The organism is Streptodolium elevatio (genome assembly GCF_040649515.1).
Taxonomy (GTDB): domain Bacteria; phylum Actinomycetota; class Actinomycetes; order Streptomycetales; family Streptomycetaceae; genus Yinghuangia; species Yinghuangia elevatio.
Genome location: NZ_JBEZFP010000099.1, coordinates 20,012 through 36,096, shown reverse-complemented (window position 1 = coordinate 36,096; position 16,085 = coordinate 20,012). Strand labels below are relative to the sequence as shown.

General features: G+C 72.6%; 18 protein-coding genes and 1 pseudogene. 11 read left to right on the top strand and 8 right to left on the bottom strand.

What is annotated here, in order from left to right:
* Positions 1–587: 587 nt before the first annotated feature.
* Positions 588–1,538, bottom strand: a complete 951-nt coding sequence (locus AB0C36_RS30255) for an ADP-ribosylglycohydrolase family protein (RefSeq protein ID WP_358360190.1) — start codon at positions 1,536–1,538, stop codon at positions 588–590.
* A gap of 97 nt (positions 1,539–1,635) precedes the next feature.
* On the opposite strand from AB0C36_RS30255, the gene AB0C36_RS30250 reads away from it, so the two are divergent.
* Positions 1,636–2,319 carry an alpha/beta fold hydrolase gene (locus tag AB0C36_RS30250; RefSeq protein ID WP_358360189.1) on the top strand — a complete coding sequence of 228 codons (684 nt, stop codon included), beginning with the start codon at positions 1,636–1,638 and terminating at the stop codon, positions 2,317–2,319.
* Positions 2,320–2,426: 107 nt separating this feature from the next.
* Here AB0C36_RS30250 and AB0C36_RS30245 read toward each other — a convergent pair whose 3' ends face one another.
* Together AB0C36_RS30245 and AB0C36_RS30240 are read right to left on the bottom strand one after the other, a co-directional pair.
* Positions 2,427–3,875 (bottom strand): MFS transporter, encoded by a 1,449-nt coding sequence (locus AB0C36_RS30245; RefSeq protein WP_358360188.1) that lies wholly within the window; start codon positions 3,873–3,875, stop codon positions 2,427–2,429.
* Positions 3,872–4,330 (bottom strand): MarR family winged helix-turn-helix transcriptional regulator, encoded by a 459-nt coding sequence (locus tag AB0C36_RS30240; RefSeq protein ID WP_358360186.1) that lies wholly within the window; start codon positions 4,328–4,330, stop codon positions 3,872–3,874. The genes AB0C36_RS30245 and AB0C36_RS30240 overlap by 4 nt, the downstream gene beginning before the upstream one ends.
* Before the next feature lie 246 nt (positions 4,331–4,576).
* On the opposite strand from AB0C36_RS30240, the pseudogene AB0C36_RS30235 reads away from it, so the two are divergent.
* The 3 genes and pseudogenes from AB0C36_RS30235 to AB0C36_RS43385 all read left to right on the top strand — a co-directional run.
* A pseudogene (locus tag AB0C36_RS30235) lies at positions 4,577–4,864 on the top strand (DUF1330 domain-containing protein); the annotation flags it as partial.
* 242 nt (positions 4,865–5,106) lie between these two features.
* A complete protein-coding gene (locus tag AB0C36_RS30230; protein WP_358360185.1) occupies positions 5,107–5,400 on the top strand; it encodes a DUF7919 family protein in 294 nt (97 codons plus the stop codon).
* The gene (locus AB0C36_RS43385; RefSeq protein ID WP_494410260.1) at positions 5,367–5,744 is read left to right on the top strand and encodes a DUF7919 family protein; all 378 of its coding nucleotides are present in this window, start codon (positions 5,367–5,369) and stop codon (positions 5,742–5,744) included. Before AB0C36_RS30230 ends, AB0C36_RS43385 begins: the two co-directional genes overlap by 34 nt.
* Here AB0C36_RS43385 and AB0C36_RS30225 read toward each other — a convergent pair.
* On the bottom strand, positions 5,730–6,158 hold the full coding sequence (locus AB0C36_RS30225) for a DUF4267 domain-containing protein (RefSeq protein ID WP_358360183.1): 429 nt from the start codon (positions 6,156–6,158) through the stop codon (positions 5,730–5,732). The two genes, AB0C36_RS43385 and AB0C36_RS30225, sit on opposite strands and share 15 nt — an antisense overlap.
* A gap of 95 nt (positions 6,159–6,253) precedes the next feature.
* Positions 6,254–6,700 (bottom strand): anthrone oxygenase family protein, encoded by a 447-nt coding sequence (locus AB0C36_RS30220; RefSeq protein ID WP_358360180.1) that lies wholly within the window; start codon positions 6,698–6,700, stop codon positions 6,254–6,256.
* 89 nt (positions 6,701–6,789) lie between these two features.
* On the opposite strand from AB0C36_RS30220, the gene AB0C36_RS30215 reads away from it, so the two are divergent.
* A complete protein-coding gene (locus AB0C36_RS30215; protein ID WP_358360177.1) occupies positions 6,790–7,368 on the top strand; it encodes a TetR/AcrR family transcriptional regulator in 579 nt (192 codons plus the stop codon).
* A gap of 29 nt (positions 7,369–7,397) precedes the next feature.
* Here the strand turns inward: AB0C36_RS30215 and AB0C36_RS30210 are convergent, their stop codons facing one another.
* Together AB0C36_RS30210 and AB0C36_RS30205 are read right to left on the bottom strand one after the other, a co-directional pair.
* Positions 7,398–7,619 carry a hypothetical protein gene (locus AB0C36_RS30210; RefSeq protein ID WP_358360174.1) on the bottom strand — a complete coding sequence of 74 codons (222 nt, stop codon included), beginning with the start codon at positions 7,617–7,619 and terminating at the stop codon, positions 7,398–7,400.
* A 90-nt stretch (positions 7,620–7,709) separates the two neighbouring features.
* Positions 7,710–8,642: a LysR family transcriptional regulator gene (locus AB0C36_RS30205; protein ID WP_358360171.1), complete on the bottom strand. Its 933-nt coding sequence runs from the start codon at positions 8,640–8,642 to the stop codon at positions 7,710–7,712.
* 70 nt (positions 8,643–8,712) lie between these two features.
* On the opposite strand from AB0C36_RS30205, the gene AB0C36_RS30200 reads away from it, so the two are divergent.
* Complete coding sequence (locus AB0C36_RS30200; RefSeq protein ID WP_358360169.1) at positions 8,713–9,810, top strand: dihydrodipicolinate synthase family protein; 1,098 nt, start codon at positions 8,713–8,715, stop codon at positions 9,808–9,810.
* A 99-nt stretch (positions 9,811–9,909) separates the two neighbouring features.
* On the opposite strand, the gene AB0C36_RS30195 is transcribed toward AB0C36_RS30200, so the two are convergent.
* The gene (locus AB0C36_RS30195) at positions 9,910–11,121 is read right to left on the bottom strand and encodes an RNA ligase family protein (protein ID WP_358360166.1); all 1,212 of its coding nucleotides are present in this window, start codon (positions 11,119–11,121) and stop codon (positions 9,910–9,912) included.
* 153 nt (positions 11,122–11,274) lie between these two features.
* On the opposite strand from AB0C36_RS30195, the gene bla reads away from it, so the two are divergent.
* The 5 genes from bla (at position 11,275) to AB0C36_RS30170 (ending at position 16,053) form a co-directional block, all read left to right on the top strand.
* The gene (bla, locus tag AB0C36_RS30190) at positions 11,275–12,336 is read left to right on the top strand and encodes a class A beta-lactamase (protein ID WP_358360163.1); all 1,062 of its coding nucleotides are present in this window, start codon (positions 11,275–11,277) and stop codon (positions 12,334–12,336) included.
* A 92-nt stretch (positions 12,337–12,428) separates the two neighbouring features.
* Positions 12,429–13,517, top strand: a complete 1,089-nt coding sequence (locus tag AB0C36_RS30185) for a sigma factor (RefSeq protein WP_358360160.1) — start codon at positions 12,429–12,431, stop codon at positions 13,515–13,517.
* A gap of 168 nt (positions 13,518–13,685) precedes the next feature.
* On the top strand, positions 13,686–14,087 hold the full coding sequence (locus AB0C36_RS30180; protein WP_358360157.1) for a cupin domain-containing protein: 402 nt from the start codon (positions 13,686–13,688) through the stop codon (positions 14,085–14,087).
* A 2-nt stretch (positions 14,088–14,089) separates the two neighbouring features.
* On the top strand, positions 14,090–14,965 hold the full coding sequence (locus AB0C36_RS30175) for an NAD-dependent epimerase/dehydratase family protein (protein ID WP_358360154.1): 876 nt from the start codon (positions 14,090–14,092) through the stop codon (positions 14,963–14,965).
* Between the two features lie 113 nt (positions 14,966–15,078).
* Positions 15,079–16,053, top strand: coding sequence for a helix-turn-helix transcriptional regulator (locus AB0C36_RS30170; RefSeq protein ID WP_358360152.1), 975 nt, complete (start codon positions 15,079–15,081; stop codon positions 16,051–16,053).
* The last annotated feature ends 32 nt before the right edge of the window (positions 16,054–16,085 follow it).

Genomic DNA, 16,085 nt, shown 5'->3' with positions numbered 1-16,085 from the left:
GGGTCCCCCAGGGACACGGAACGCGCTGAAGCTGGACGTCGGGGCCGGACGGACGCAGCGAGCGCCCGGGTGTACGCGGGCAAAATCTGACTATTTCCATGAATCGCGGATTTCGCCAGTTTCCGGCCTCGGTGCGCCATTCTGTGGGACGACCGGGGCCTTGCCGCAAGGCCCCGGGTGCGCTATACCTTGAGTATGGCGAGGAGTTCACGACTCCTCGCCTTTGTCGTGCCGCCGCTTTGTCGTGCCTGTGGGTATTAGCCGCGCGCCCGCGTGGCAACTGAACGCTCCGCACGTCCACACCGTATTCGATTGCCGAATAAGCAAGTTATAGTTCTTACTACGAACTAATATTATTCGTAGTAAGAACTCAGTTGTGCGCTGGAGAGAATCGGCTGTCGCCGCGTACCACCCGCCGACAGCCCCACCACCCCCGCGCGCCTCGCTCCGCATCACAAAAAGGGGAACGCACCTGTCCATACCCCAACTCGCCTTCGGCTTCGGCGCGCACCCCGAGATCGGCGATGTGGTCGGCCTCGGCGACTTGAGCCGCGTACCTGAGCCGCGCATCGGGGCCGAGCGGGCGCTCAGCCGGCGAGGCGGTGGGCCAGGGCCAGGAGTTCGGGGAGGCGCAGCACGCGTCCGTCCGAGCCGGGGAGCGGCACGTGCAGGGGCGCGGTCCAGGCTTCCGGTACGGCGTCGACGCCGTGGACGGCTCCGGCCAGGCCGCCGGTGACGGCCGCGACGGTGTCGGTGTCGCCGCCCAGGTCGACGGCGGCGCGTACCGCGTCCGCGAAGCCGGCCGTGGTGCGCAGCGCCCAGACCGCGGATCCCAGGCAGGGCCAGACGGCGCCGTTGAACTCGGTGGCCTGGGAGGGGTGCCAGTCGGGGGCGAGGACTGCGGCGTACCGGTCGCGGTGGTCGGGGTGGACGTGGTGGGCGAGGGTGTCGGGCAGTGCGGCGAGGGGGTCGCCGCCCTCGAGTGCGACGCGGACGAGTTCGTGGAACACGGCCGTTCCTTCCCAGGCGGCGCGGTCGCCGTGGGTGAGCGCGGCGATGCGGCGGGCGGCGTCCATGGTGGCCTGGCGTCCGGCCGACGCGAAGTACACGGCGGAGGTCGCGGCGCGCATCAGAGAGCCGTTGCCTGCGGCGTACATGTTGGTCTGGAAGTGGATCGCGGCGGCTAGGTCCCAGGGCATGCCGTTGGTGAGGACGGCCTCGGTCTGCAGGCCGATGTCCTTGGGGTCGGCTGCGGCCCAGTGCTGGAAGCGGTCGAAGATGTCGGGGAGTTCGAGGCCGCCGTGCCCCAGGAGCGATTCGGCGACGAGTACGGCCATCTGCGTATCGTCGGTGGCCTCGCCCGGGTCCCAGCCGCCGCCCCCGCACATCTCGTCGGCAGCGCCAGGCTCGGGGAAGCGTGCGGAGAACGCGCCGGGGAGCCCGAACTCGAACGGAGCGCCGAGCGCGTCGCCGACCGCCGAGCCGACAATCGCCCCCTGCGCGCGACGCAGGCGGTCCGAACCCACGGTGTCTGCCACCCCCGGACACTATCGAAGCCCCCAAGCCGTCTGGTCCGAGGCGGCCCCCCGGTAGCTTGCCGAGGGTCAGGTTCGGCGACTCTCCGGGAGGACCACCGTGGACATCGTGCTCATCGGCGGCTTGTGGCTCGACGGATCGGCATGGGACGACGTCGTGCCGGAACTCACCGCCCTCGGCCACCGTCCCGTGCCGGTCACCCTGCCGGGGCAGGGGGACGGTGCGGCGTCCGCGACACTCGACGATCAACTGGCGGCAGTGCTTGCCGCGGTCGACGCGGCGGCCGGAAAGCCGCTGGTGGTGGGACATTCCGCGGCGTCGACCCTGGCCTGGATGGCTGTCGACGCGCGGCCGGAGAAGGTGGGCAAGGTCGCCTTGGTCGGCGGCTTCCCTACCCCCTACGGGCGGGCGTACGCCGATCACTTCCCGATCGAGGACGGCACCGTGCCTTTCCCCGGCTGGGCTGTTTTCGAGGGGCCGGACGCGGCCGACCTGGACGAGCAGGCCCGGGAACGGTTCGTGGCCGCTGCCGTTGCCGTCCCCGAGACGGTCGCCAGGGGAGTCGTACGCCTGACCGACGAGCGCCGCTTCGACGTCCCCGTCGTGGTTGTCTGCCCCGAGTTCAGCCCGGCCGAGGCCGAGGAGTGGGTCGCCGGCGGTGAGAGTCCTGAGCTAGCCCGCGTTGCTCACCTGGAGTATGTGGACCTCGATTCGGGGCACTGGCCGATGGTCACCCGTCCCCGCGAACTCGCCCGCGTCCTGGCAAAAGCTGCCGGCTCCTAGCCGGACACCTGCGTGCAGTTGATGTCGGTTGCGTGTGCGGCGTACGCACGGTGCGCTGGCAGTCGACGTACCTGACCCTGGCGTCACCGGCGGCCGCCGCCGCGTGGTCATCGGCTCGACCGGCGCCGACTCGGCACGTCGGCCGTGACTGCGATGGGGTTGATCTCCTGCGGGCGGTGACGGGCGAGAGCGATGGCGGTCATCGCGGTGACCGTCATCGCGGCGATGCCGACCAGCGCCGTGGTGGTGTAGGCGTGGTCGTCCGGGAAGAGACGACTGGTGTCGGTGCCGGCGGCCAGGATCAGGCCGCCTGTCGCGCTGCCCAGGGAGTACCCGACGCTGCGTACGACGTAGTTGAAGCTCATCGCGCTCGACGTCTCGCTCTCGGGCGTGACGGCGAGGATGACGCCGGGCATCGCCGCCGAGAAGCTGCCGACGCCGAAGCCCAGCAGGCCCATCGCGACGAGCAGTTCGGCCAGGTTCGACCGGGCCGCGGCGAACATGACGAACCCGCTGCCGACCACGGCGGCGCTGCCGGCCAGGAGGAGGGGCGCGTCGATCAACGTCCGAACCCGGGGCGTGAGCTTGCCGGCGACGAACCCGAGCACCGAGAACGGGACGAGGACCAGCCCGGCGACGAAGGTGGTCAGCCCGAAACCGTAGCCGGCGCTGTGCGGCGTCTGCGCGTACCGCGTGATGAGCGTGAGCAGGAGGTACATGCCGCTCCCGCCGACGAACATGGCGATGTTCGCACCGGCGACCGCCGGGTGCCGTACCGCCCGGAGCCCGACCAGGGGCGCCTTGCTGCGCAGTTCGGAGGCAGCCCAGACGCAGAGCAGGAGCACGGCGGCGACGGCGAGGATGATCGCCGTGGAGAGGTGACGGCTCCACAGGGTCCTTTGGCCGGCCAGGAACAGGATGAGGAACAGCCCGCCCGCCAGCACGAGCGCACCTGCCACGTTCACGTGGCCGGAGCGGCCTTCGGGAGCCGTGGGTATAGAACGCCACGCGGTGAGGAAGGCGACGGCGGTGACGAACAGACCGAATCCGTAGGCGGCCCGTACGCCGCCGATCTCGGCCAGCAGTGCGGTGAGCGGGTAGCCGACGCCGGCGCCGATGACCGAGACCACCGAGATCAGGGCGATCGTCGCCGCGCTGCGCTCCTCGGGAAGATGGTCCCGGGCCACGCCCATCATCAGCGCCGTCAGACCGAGCCCGACGCCTTGCGCCGCCCTGCCGACCAGCAGCCACACGAACGGCAGCGGCAACACGGTGAGCGCGCCGCCGGCGACGACGATCGCCAGCGTTGCAAGGATCGTGGCCCGCCGGTGTGGGCCGGCTCCGAGCCGGCCCAGGACGGGCGTCGCGACGGCGCCGCTCAGCAGCGCGGCGGTCAGCGTCCACTGCGCAGTGTCGAGCGAGACGTGGAACGTGGTCGCCACACTGGTGATCAGCGGCGTCCCAAGGCTGCCGACCACCGCCACCACCAGGGCGACGAACACGAGGGCGGGGACGAGCAGCCGCACCTCGGAGCGCTTCGGGGCGCGCCCCGTCACCGCTTCGGCCCTTCTCGGTCCCGGCTTTCGAGCTCTGCCAGGTGCGCCAGCGCCGGAAGCGCCGCCACCAGGGCCTCGACCTCGTCGTCTGCGAGTTGGTCGATCAGCCGTGCGAACGCGTCGACGCCGGCCTTCTGCCGCGTCTGAACGTACGACGTGCCGGCCTCGGTCAGACACACCAGCGTGACCCGCTTGTCGGACGCGTCGCCCCGCCTCTCGACCAGTCCGGACTCCTCCATGACCCGGACCAGGACGGTCATCGCGGGCTGGGTGACCCCCTCGATCGCGGCCAGATCGGTGATCCGTCGCGGGCCGGACCTGTGCAGGGTGGCCAGGGTGGCGGCGGACGTGATGCTCATGTCGCGTGGAAGGCGTCGTACAGCTCTGGTGGCCAGCCCGTAGAGGGCCGACCCGATCGCGGTGGAAGCGCCCCGAGCGGCGTCTTGACGGCTCATGCGTGAAGCATAGGATATTTATATGAATCCTCTATGCATCTCACGCGTGCTCCGACCCGACGCGTCTGGATCGTCACGCCGGACACGGTGAGGGCCGTCGCCTGAGACCGGAGCCGACGCGCTATCCGCGGGGACCATCACCCACAGCGCGCCGGCCTTCGACCACATGCCCGGTGACCCGTCGCCGGGATCGATCTGAGTGCTTTTTCGACGCCGGACGCATCCGGCCGAACACAGGAGATTTCCATGGCCAAGGGCTACTGGGTCAGCGCCTACCCCGCCACCACCGACCTCGAGAGGCTGGCCGCGTACGACAAGCTGGCCGGTCCCGCCGTCCGGGCCGGGGGCGGGCGCGTCCTGGCCAGCGGCGGCCGAGTCGTCGCCCACGAAGCCGGAATCACGAAACGCGTCGTTGTGATCGAGTTCGACAGCTTCGAACAAGCCGCCGCCGCATACGAGAGCGAGGCATACCAGAAGGCGCTGGCGGCCCTCCCCGACGGCTTCGAGCGCGACTTCCGCATCATCGAAGGCCTCACCCGACCGGCCCCAGCCGTCGCCGAGCATCCTCACCAGTTCGCTCTCGACGCCCTGATCCCTGTCGGGGTCGACGGACAACACAGGGCGCGGGCACCCAGACCGCCAACGAGGTGCTGCTACAGCGCAAGGTGTTTGCGGAGCTTGCCGCGTTGCGTGGGCAGTTTGTCGTCGAGTGTGAACCCCGGGGTGGGCAACTGCTCGGCGATCTCACTGCGGAACTGGTTCGGTAGCACTGCGGGGTGACCTACATCGCCGACCTCAGTCCGTATACGTACTGGGAGTACGACAGCGTCCACGTGGACGAGGGCACGGTGACGTTCGTGCCCCGTTATCCGCGCATCGCCGTCGGGTGGTTGGCCGGGGATCGGGAGTTCAATCGCGGAATTGCGCCCGTCGGGTTCGTGGATGCCCTGATCCGGATCGACGACGAGCGCTGCGCCAACGCCACGCGCGGGTTTCACCCGTGTGAGTCTGCCCGGCTCCGGATCCGTTCGACGGGATGCCGCGGACGGTCTACGGGGACCGCTCTCTGAGCCTCGGCAGCGCCGAGATCCGCGTACCGGTTCTGCGGGCGCCCAGGCACATGTTCGCGGCCCCGAATCTGATCATTCACTACGTGATCGAGCATGCGTACCTGCCGCCCGACCGCAGCACAGTGAGGCCGGGCCGGCCACGCTCGGTTCGGCGCCTGCGGCACCCCGGCGTGCGTCCAGGCGCGGCCATGCTGAAACGTACGGAACTTCCGTGCCCAGAGCGGGTCCTCGTACCCCGGACGCCGCATGCACCTCGGGGTCGGTCCGAGTCGTGGCGACAACGGCTCAGGTGGCCCGGCGGGGCCGGGCCACCTGGGGAGCGCAGGGCATCAGGCGGGTTGTAGGGCGGGCGTTGCCGGGGCGGATGCGGCCCCCTTTCGGGTCTCGCGCATCATCAGCAGGCCGTTGACCGCCATCGCCGTTGCGGTCAGGCCGTGTATGCCGAGCGCGGTGGCTGCGGAGCCGTCGTGGGCGAACACGGTGGTCATGTCTCCGTACGCGGCCGTGGCCTCCACCAGCAGCACCCACGCCAGTGCCCGGCGATGGCCCGTCACCAGCAGGATGGCCAGGACCAGGGCCAGGACGACGTCGCGGATTCCCTTGACGATCAGGAAGCCGCCGCCGTCGCCGGACGGTGGGTTCGGCAGGCCGAAGCCTTGTGCCGTCGTCTCCGGGTTCAGGATGAAGTCCGTCCCGAACCAGAGGATGAAGAGGATGAACGCGGCGGTCAGGACGGTGTTGATCTTCTTCAGCGTCATTTGGTCTTTCCCCTGTACGTCTTGGCGGGCTTGGTGAGTTGATCGGGGCGGCCGAGGACGTGCCGGATGTCGCGTACCGCCGCGGGGGTCGCGGCTCAGGTGAGGGCGGTGGCCAGCAGGGCGAAGGCGGCGAGGATGACGGCGAGGCGGACGTAGTGGTAGCGGCCCCAGCGGTTCAGCTGCTCCTGCCAGTCGTCGGGCCGGTTGTCGGGGGTCCAGGTCTTGTTCCGGTTGTTGATCGGGACGAGCAGCAGGATCGACATGATCACGCTGAGGACCAGCAGCCCGCCGGCGGTGACGACGAGGCCGGTGCCGTGGTCGCCCCATCCGGCGGCGGCCCAGCCGGCGACGAGGGCGACCGAGGTGATGTACCAGACCGGCATGACGGCGCCGAGCATCCGGCCTCCGTGGGCGTGGCCGAGTTGGCGGCTGTCTTCCGGGAGGGCGTCGAGGATCCGGTTCATGACGAAGGCGACGGAGAACTCCACCCCCACCATCACGCCGACGACCACGGTGGTGACGACCTGGAGTGCGTTGAGCATGGTGATCCTCCCGGATCTAGCGCTGCTAGCTGATGAGGCAACGCTAGTACTACTGCCGCTCGAATGTCTAGCGGTGCTAGGATCGGGTCATGTCGGTACAGGAACGCAAGCAGCGCGAACGGGCGGAACGCGAGCGCCTCATCGTGGCGACGGCCCGGGAACTCGCCGAGCAGCAGGGCTGGGACGCGGTCACCACCCGCCGCCTCGCGGAGCGCATCGAGTACAGCCAGCCCGTCCTCTACAGCCACTTCCGCGGCAAGCGCGAGATCATCGGCGCCGTCGCCCTCGAGGGCGCCGCCGAGTTGGCGGCGGCGGTACGCGCCGCGACCTCGGATGCGAACGGCCCGCGCGAGCGGGTCACCGCCCTCGCGCACGCCTACCTCGACTTCGCCGCACGCAACCCGGCGGTCTACGACGCCATCTTCCAGCTCGACGGGGGCCTGGCCTTCGCGCAGGAGGACACTCCGGCGCCGTTGAAGGATGCTTTCGCCGCGCTGCTGGAGAGCCTCGCCGAGGTCGCCGGGGACGGCGTCGAACCGGGGCTGTTCACCGAGCTGTTCTGGGCGTCCCTGCACGGGCTGGCGACCCTGACCCGGGCGGGACGGCTGCCGCCGGAGTACATCGGGCCGAGGGTGGAACTGCTGGTGGACCGGCTCGCCGTCGTGTGACCCGAGCGCGGGGGGCCGCGGGTCGGGTGCTACTCGTCGTCGGCCTGGACGACATACGGCAGGCCTGTCCCGCGCAGCAGTTCGTCGAGGCGTTCGCGCTGGTCGCCGTCGAAGACGGCTTCGACCGTGCGGGTTCCGTCTTGCGTTTCGAACCCACGCGGGGGCGGGGCGGCGCGGAGTTGGGCCAGCATGCTGCGCACTTGCTGGACTTCCTCGTCCGTACGGACGGTCACGCGCACGAAGGTCTCCATCCGTCCATCGTGACCCAGCCGGTGAGGGTCGGCACGACGGGCAGGCTGGGCTCAAGCGGTGGGCTCAAGTGGTGGCCTCAAGTGGTGGCCTCAATCCCCGGCCGTCGGCGCCACGTCGGGGGCGAAGGTGTCGCGGAGCGCCTGGGCGAGGGCGCGGATCGCCGGATGCGGTGCGGCTCCGGCGCGGTGGGCCAGGCGGGTCTCGCGGGCGAGCGGGAGTTCGGTCAGGCGTACGGCCGCGACGGTGTGGGGCGGCGTGTCGGCGATGCCGAGGCGGGGGACGAGCGCGACGCCCTGGCCCGCGGCGACGAGCGCGAGTACAGCGGTGAAGTCGTCGATGTGATGCCGTGCGGTGGGGGTGAATCCGGCGGCTTCGCACGCGCGGACGGTCATGGTGTGGCAGAGCGTCCCGGGCGTGGCGAGGATCCACGGCGCGTGGCGGTGTGCGGTAAGGGGGTTGTCGGCGGGCGGGCTGCCGGCGGTTTCGGCCATGCTTCCGCTGGCCAGGTAGAGGGGCTCGCTGAACAGCGTGGTGGTCTGGACGCCCGGCGCGGACGGCGCGGGGGCGAAGTCGTAGCGGTGCAGCAGGGCGACGTCGAGGTCGCCGGTGCGCAGGCGGTCGGCGGCCTGGACGGGGTCGAGTTCCGCGACGTGCGGTTCGAGAGCGGGATGCTCGCGGGCGAGGCGGGCGAGCACGGCCGGGAGCAGGGTGCGGGCGGCGGAGGGGAAGGTGCCGATGCGCAGCGGTCCGGCGGGTGCGCCGCGGAGGGCCGCGAGTTCGGCGGCGGCCTGTTCCAGGTGGGCGAGCACGGTGTCGGCGTGCGCGACCAGGGCGGTGGCGGCGGGGGTGAGGGTGACGCTGCGGCCGGTGCGTTCGAGGAGCGGTACGCCGGCTTCGCGTTCGAGCGCGGACAACTGCTGCGACACGGCCGACGGGGTGAAGGCGAGCGCGTCGGCGACGGCGGCGATGGTGCCGCGGTGGGCGAGTTCGCGGAGGAGGCGGAGGCGGCGTACGTCCAGCATCAGGTCATCTTACGGTCAGCCGTGGAAAGGCGAACTGGATCTATCGGATGCGGTAGGTCAGGCTCGTCGTATGACGAATGTCGGCGCAGATGACAGCAGTCTCGACCTCAACCTGAAGTTGAGTGTTCATGGCGATGGTTTCCAGGCCAGTCCCCAGGCCAGTCCCGAAGGCGGTCCCGAAGGCGGCGGCAGCGGGTGGCTGCGCGGGATCTTCGTGCCGTTGGTGACCCCGTTCGACCGCGACGGGACGCGGGTGGACGCGGCGGCGCTGGAACGCCTCGGCCATGAAGTGCTCGACGACGGCGCGGCCGGGATCGTCGCACTCGGCACGACGGCGGAGGCGGGCGCGCTCGACGCCGCGGAACGGCGGGAGGTCGCGGACGTGTGCGCGCGGGTGTGCGCGGACCGGGGCGTACCGCTGGTCGTCGGCATCGGCGCGAACGACACACGCAAGGCCGCGCAGGAGCTGGCCGCACTAACGGACGCGGCATCCGGTCCGGCACTTGGTGCAGCACCAGATGCGGCCCTCGGTGTGGCGCCCACGGCGGCGCTCGTGACGGTCCCGTCCTTCACGCGGCCCTCCGAGGCGGGCGTGGTCGCGCACTTCGCGGCCCTGGCGGCGCACAGTCCCGTGCCGCTGGTGATCTACCACATCCCCTACCGCACCGGACGCGCGCTGTCCGCGGAGACCCTGCGCGAACTCGCCCTGCTACTGGGCGTCGCGGGGGTCAAGCACGCGGTGGGCGGCGTGGACGCGGACACCGTCGCGCTGCTCGGCGACCCGGCGGCGGTCGGGGGCGGCGGGTTCGCGGTGATGGCCGGGGACGACCTGTACGTCTCACCGATGCTGGCGCTCGGCGCGTCCGGCGGCGTCCTCGCCTCCGCGCACCTGGCCACCGCCGCGTTCGCGGCGCTCGCCGACCGCTGGGAGCGCGGCGACGCCGCCGGGGCACGCGCACTAGGCCATCGCCTGGCCCGGCTGTCGGCCGCGCTGTTCGCCGAACCGAACCCGGTCGTGCTCAAGGGCGTGCTCGCCGCGCAGGGCCGCATCCCGCACGCGACGGTACGCCTCCCGCTGCTGCCCGCCGCGCCGGAGAACGTCACCGCGGCGCTGCGCGCGCTCGACGACGTGGACCGGGGACTCGGCGAGGCCGAGGCGGCCGCGTAGCGGAGACCTTCGGCGCCCGCCGGAGAGCCGCTCGGAACCCGGCGCGTCGGAACCCGGCACGGACGAACGCCGCGCCGCGGTGGGTGAATCACCGCCTGCTCAGCGTCGGTTTCGGTTCTCCGGCCGTCGGCCGCCGGTGCTCGCCGCGCCGCGGTCGGCGGCGTCGAACCGGGCCAACGCCCGGGCGCCGGGCAGCAGCGCGGCGGTCAGGCTCCGCAGTTGGTCGCGGTCGAGGCCGCCGACGGCTGCCGCGGTCTCGTCGGCCGCGTCCCGGGCTATCTCGTCGGCGACCGTGTCGAGGGGCGTACGCGGGCCGGTCTTGCTCACCGCGCCCGCCGCCCGGGCCGGAGTCAGGAGCGCAGCCGCCTGCAGGACGAGCCAGGAGGGCACGCCCGCGGCACCCTGCGGCGGCGGCAGGTACGGCCGCGCACCGCTGTAGCGGCGGTCCTCGGCGAACGCCGGCTGCTTGACCTTGACGACCGGACGCCCGCCCACGCCTGGCCCTTCCGACCGCTCGCGCGCTCCGGCCTCACGCCATTCCCCCGCGGGCTTGACGACGTACCCCTCGGCGAGATTGCCGTCCAGCTCCGGAAGTCCGAACCGGCCGGGGACGCGCGTCGGAAACACGCGCGGCAGATCGTCCAGACTGTGGCGCGGACCGTACGCGAGCAGCGGTACGCAGGCGAGCCCGGCCGTGGCCGCGAACGTGCGCAGGGTGCGGTCGGCGATCCAGACGCGTCCGTCCGCAGCGTCGACAGAAGCGGCAGAGGATTCGACGGTCGCGTCGAACAGCAGCCAGTGCAGGCCCGGCGCGTACCAGACACCGGTCTGCACGGGGTCGACGCCGGGTTCGGCCGGGACGTCCGGGTGGGGGTAGGCACCGCCGGCGAGTTCCCCGTACAACGTGACCACCGGCGCGGGATCCGCCGCGGCCGCGCCGTCACCGTCACCGTCGCCGAACCCGTCGAACCCGTCGAACCCGCGTGCGACGCGCAGTGTTGCGGCGAAGCGTTCCGCCGCCACCGCCAGCGCGGGCCAGATGCGGCTGACGCCGAAGAACGCGTCGAGGTCGTCGTCCCCGAGGAGTTCGCGGCGCTTGGCGGGCCGGGCCCCGGCCGCGTCGCAGACGACGGCGAAGTGCGCGCCGTGGACCTTCTCGGCGGCCGCCCATTCGCGGACTCCGGACGCCGACGTGCCGCCCCGCGCCGGGATCTTCGGGTACGGCCGCAGCACCGGCCCGTGCGCCGCGGCCCCGACCGCATCCGCGCCTGCTGCGGCAGCCGGTACAGGGGTGGGGGCGGCGTCGCTCATGCGGGTGATCGTGGCGCGCGCGGCGCGTTGCCGGCAACAGGGTTGTTCCGTCGCGCGGTTCACGGCGTCGGCGTGTCGGCTCGGATGCGGGCGGGGCGTCGGGGTTGAGTCGGTGGCAGTGCAGGACGTACGGGAAGGCAGGGACGGCGCGTGGTGGCGGAGTGGTCCGGTCTGACGAGGCGTGCGGTGCTGGCGGCGCTGGCCGCCGTCCCCTTGGTGGGATGCGGGGACGGCAGGAATTCCGGATCGGCGGCGAAGTCGTCCGCGTCCCAGACGCCTGGGTCGGGAGCCTCGCAGGGCACTGCCGCGCCGTCGCAGCGGCCGGGGGCCGCGCCGGCGCCTGCGCCCGCCGTCATGCCGGTGCCCGCCGAGGTCTTCGCCGAGTTGGAGCGCGCGCACGACGCGCGGCTGGGCGTGTTCGCGGTGGCCACCGGCACGGGGGCGGCGGTGGCGTACCGGGCGGACGAACGCTTCGCGTTCTGCTCGACGTTCAAGGCGCTGGCCGCCGCGGCCGTGCTGCGGCACAGGCCCGTTTCGGACCTGGACGAACGGATCACCTTCACGCGCGAGGAGGTCAACTCGATCTCCCCGATCGCGAAGGACCGCGTGGCCACCGGGATGACCGTCCGCGAACTGTGCGACGCCGCCGTGCGCTTCAGCGACGGTACGGCCGGGAACCTGCTGATGCGCGAGGTCGGCGGACCGCCCGGGCTGACCGCGTACCTGCGCGGACTCGGGGACACCGTCAGCCGGATGGACCAGTACGAGCCGTACCTGAACGAGGATCCACCCGGCGATCCGCGCGACACCACCACGCCGCGTGCGATCGCCGAGGACTTCCGGCTGCTCGTCCTCGGGGACGAGCTGCCTGCCGACCGGCGCGCCTTGCTGCGCGACTGGCTGGAGCGCAACACGACGGGAGACAAGCGCATCCGCGCCGGGCTGCCCGTCGGCTGGAAGGCGGCGGACAAGACGGGGACGGGCGACTACGGACGGGCGAACGACGTCGCCGTCGTGTGGCCGCCCGTCGCCTCACCCACGACCTCGACCCCGATCCCGACCTCGGGCCCGGGCCCTGGGCCGGGGCCGGGGCCGGGGCCGATCGTGCTGGCCGTGATGTCGGACCGGGTGGGGTACGACGCCGAGCCGGACGAGTCCTTGATCGCGGCGGCGACCGCAAGGGCCGTCGCGGGCCTCGGCGGCGCGTCCGGGTAGTCGCGGCTGCCGAACGTCGTTTCGGACGCTGTCACATCGGCTGCGCCGGAGCCGTCATTGTGGTGACGGCGTGCGACGGAGGAATGTGACCGATGGGCGAGGACGGTTTTCTGGCGGCCCGGTTCGCGGGGGATCGCGCGCGGCTGCGGGCGGTGGCGTACCGCATGCTCGGCTCCTCGGACGAAGCGGACGATGCGCTGCGGGAGGTGTCGCGGCGGCTTGGTCGTACGGATGTCCGTGGCGTCGAGAACCTGTCCGGCTGGCTCACCGTCGTGGTGGGCCGCGTGTGCCTGGACCGGTTGCGATCACGGGATGCGGCGGCGCCGGAGTCGTCGCGCGGTGAACGTGCCTGGGACGAGCGTACGTTCGGCCCGGTCGACCCGGAGGAGACGGCGCAGCAGGCCGACACCGTCGTCGTCGCGCTGCTCGCGGCGCTGGGGTCGGTGTCGCCCGACGAGCGGCTGGCGTTCGTGATGCACGACGTGTTCGCGCTGCCGTTCGACGAGGTGGCCGACGTGGTGGGCGGTACGCCGACGGCGGCGCGGCAGCTGGGGTCCGGTACGCGCCGCCTGCTCCAGGGGGAGTCCGCCGGCCGCGTCGGGCCGGCCGCGGATCGGGTGCGCCGTCGCCAAGTCGTCGAGGAGTTTCACGCGGCGTCCCGGCAGCGGGACTTCGCGGCGCTGCGGTCGTTGCTGGACCCGGATGCGGTGCTGCGTACCGACACCGCCGCGGACGAAGGAGCCGGCGCGCTCGGCCTGGTGCGGGGTGCGCGGGCGGTGGCCGAAGCCTTCGCCGCCCATATCCGCGCCCACGTCAGCGCCACCGTTGACGGCAACGTCAACGTCAACGCCCAAGACGCGCGCGTCGCCACCGCCTTCGTCGACGGTGAGCCGGGCTTGGTGTGCGGCCCGGTGGGTTGGCCGACTGCTGCGTTCGCGTTCACGTTCTCGCGCGACAGTGGTCGCGTGACGTGTGTCGACGTCCTCGCCGACCCCGATCCCGACCGTCTCGCGGAACGCGACGACTTCGTGCCGGAGAGCCGGTCGGTAGTGGCCGGTGAGGGCGGCGCTGGTGTGGACGCGGACCGGCGGGTGGTGGACGACAACGAACGCGGGCAGGTGGGGGCGGTTGCCGAGAGCTTCGTCGAGCCAGGCGAGTTGGACGGCTCCGAGGTGTCCTGAGGGGTCGTGGCCGGGACGGGCCCGGTCCGCCCGGCCCGCCCGGTCCGAGCGTGGGTTCGGGGGCGGCCGGTCGGTGCGTCGGCAGGGACGGCGTGCCGTAACCGGTCCAGAGAATCCGGCGTTGACCGGTCCAGTCTTATGGACCGGTCGGGGCGTAGCGTCGTGGGCATGACGACGCTCAACCACTTGCTGCAGGTCACGCCGCCGTTCGTCCCGAACGGTGCCGAGGCCATGACCATGACCATCGAACTGCCGCCCGGGGACCCCGGGACGCCCCCGCACCGGCACACCGGCCCGGTGTTCGGGTACCTCCTCGAAGGCGAGATGGTGTTCGAACTCGAAGGGGAGCCGGAGCGGGTGATCCGCGCGGGCGAGGCGTTCTGGGAGCCGGGCGGCGACGTGATCCACTACCAGGCGGGCAACAACCTGACCGACGGGTGGACGCGCTTCGTCGTGGTCATGCTCGGCGTTCCCGGCGAGCCGATGCTGACGCTCGTCGACGAGGCGGAGCTGCGGGCGCGGCGTGCGCTGCGGGCCCCGCGTCCGGCCGTTCACGCCGGGGAGGAGTGACCGTGCACGTGTTCCTCGCGGGCGCGACCGGCGCCGTCGGCCGTCTGCTGCTCCCCCTTCTCGTCGCAGACGGCCACCGGGTCACCGCGCTCACGCGCCACGAGTCGGGCGCAGCGGCCGTCCGCGCGGCCGGGGCCACGCCCGTGCTCGGGGACGTCTACGACGCGGCCGGCCTTGCGCGGCTGCTGCGCGCGGCATCCCCCGACGTAGTGATGCACCAGCTCACCGATCTGAGCCGGGGCGACGTGGCCGCGAACGCCCGGATCCGGACCGCCGGTACGCGCAACCTCGTCGACGCCGCCCTGGCCTCCGGGGTGCGGCGGGTGGTCGCGCAGAGCATCTCGTGGGCGTACGAGGCGGGCCCCGACCCCGCGGCCGAGGACACGCCGCTCGACACCGCCGCGCCGGAACCGCGCGGGACCAGCGTCGCCGGGACAGTCGCGCTGGAGAGCGCGGTGCGGGAGCTGCCGGAGTGGGTCGTGCTGCGGTACGGGCTGCTCTACGGCCCCGGCACCTGGTACACCCGCGACGGGTTGACGGGCGAGCGGGCGCGGGCGGGAGAGCTGGCCGCCGACGCGGACGTCGGCAGCTTCGTCCATGTCGCGGACGCCGCGCGGGTGGCGGCGCTCGCGCTGGGGTGGCCGGCGGGGACGACCGCCAACGTGGTCGACGACGAGCCGGCCGCGGCCCGAGAGTGGGTTCCGGTGTTCTGCGACGCGGTCGGCGCGCCCCCGCCGTCGCCCCCGCTGCCGTCCGCGGAAGGGGCGGCGGAAGGGCGTACGGGCTGGGCGCGCGGTGCCGACAACGCCTACGCGCGCAAGGACTTGGGCTGGGAACCGGAGTACGCGTCGTGGCGTACCGGCTTCCGCACCCTGTGAACGCGGCGGCCGCCGAGGGCGTACGGCCCGGCGGCCGCCTCCGCGGGTGGCGCCGCCAGTCCTTCCGGCGGACCATGGCAGCCGGTGTCGTGCATCCCTCCTAGAGTCGTCGCATGCGCGCCGATCGGTTGGTCTCCCTGGTCCTGCTGCTGCGGCAGCACGGCCGGTTGTCCGCGGCCGCGCTGGCCCGCGAGCTGGAGGTGTCCACCCGCACCGTGCTGCGCGACGTCGAGGCGCTGTCCGCGGCCGGCGTGCCGGTGTTCGCCGAACGCGGGCGGCACGGCGGCTTCGCGCTGCTGCCCGGCTTCCGGACCGAGCTGACCGGGCTGAACCACGACGAGGCGCTTGCCCTGGTGGTCGCCGGGTCGAGGCGCGGCGCCCAGGTGTTCGGCCTCGGGTCGGCGCTCGCCTCGGCGATGCTCAAGGTCGTGGACGCGCTGCCGGAGAGCTATCGGACCACCGCGGCCGGCGCCGCCCAACGCCTGCTGATCGACCCCGAGACCGACCTGCTAGCGCGGCGTCGGGACGTCGAGGAGCCGCCGGACGCCGTGGTGGCCGAGGTCCGGCGCGCGGTGTTCGCCGGACACCGGCTGCGGATCCGCTACGCGGCCGTGGACCAGGCCCCGAAGTGGCGGACCGTGGACCCGGTCGGCCTGGTGACGGTCCGGGACCAGGGCTACCTGCTGGCCACCCGGTCCGGGGAGGAACGCACGTACCGGCTCTCGCGGATCCTGGCCGCCGAGGAACTCGACGAACCGGCGCAGCGCCCGGACCGGGTGGACCTGGACCGGGCGTGGCGGGAGCGCAGCACGCGGTTCCGCACCGGCGGCGACCAGGTCACCGTGCGGGTACGGGTGGACCCGGCGCGGCGGGCGGAGCTGGTCGGCACCGCGTTGGCGGTCCTCGCCGAGGAGGCCGACGCGGACGGGCGTCTGCGGATGGAAGTGGCCTTCCAGGACGCGCGGCACGCGGAATGGGCGCTGTGGCAGCTCGCGCCGGGCGCGGAAGCCCTCGCCCCGCAGTGGCTGCGCGACTCCCTGCGCGACCGGGCCGCCGCGATCGCCACCCGCTACACGGCGTCCCCCTGAGAGCAGTTGCCCGCGTCGGTCGAAGATGGAGC

Coding starts and splice junctions, on each gene's coding strand:
- AB0C36_RS30240 (WP_358360186.1), bottom strand. CDS start 4,330: ATGAGCCGTCAAGACGCCGCTCGGGGCGCTTCCACCGCGATCGGGTCG.
- AB0C36_RS43385 (WP_494410260.1), top strand. CDS start 5,367: ATGCCGCGGACGGTCTACGGGGACCGCTCTCTGAGCCTCGGCAGCGCC.
- AB0C36_RS30225 (WP_358360183.1), bottom strand. CDS start 6,158: ATGACGCTGAAGAAGATCAACACCGTCCTGACCGCCGCGTTCATCCTC.
- AB0C36_RS30220 (WP_358360180.1), bottom strand. CDS start 6,700: ATGCTCAACGCACTCCAGGTCGTCACCACCGTGGTCGTCGGCGTGATG.
- AB0C36_RS30215 (WP_358360177.1), top strand. CDS start 6,790: ATGTCGGTACAGGAACGCAAGCAGCGCGAACGGGCGGAACGCGAGCGC.
- AB0C36_RS30210 (WP_358360174.1), bottom strand. CDS start 7,619: ATGGAGACCTTCGTGCGCGTGACCGTCCGTACGGACGAGGAAGTCCAG.
- AB0C36_RS30205 (WP_358360171.1), bottom strand. CDS start 8,642: ATGCTGGACGTACGCCGCCTCCGCCTCCTCCGCGAACTCGCCCACCGC.
- AB0C36_RS30200 (WP_358360169.1), top strand. CDS start 8,713: ATGACGAATGTCGGCGCAGATGACAGCAGTCTCGACCTCAACCTGAAG.
- AB0C36_RS30195 (WP_358360166.1), bottom strand. CDS start 11,121: ATGAGCGACGCCGCCCCCACCCCTGTACCGGCTGCCGCAGCAGGCGCG.
- AB0C36_RS30185 (WP_358360160.1), top strand. CDS start 12,429: ATGGGCGAGGACGGTTTTCTGGCGGCCCGGTTCGCGGGGGATCGCGCG.
- AB0C36_RS30180 (WP_358360157.1), top strand. CDS start 13,686: ATGACGACGCTCAACCACTTGCTGCAGGTCACGCCGCCGTTCGTCCCG.
- AB0C36_RS30170 (WP_358360152.1), top strand. CDS start 15,079: ATGCGCGCCGATCGGTTGGTCTCCCTGGTCCTGCTGCTGCGGCAGCAC.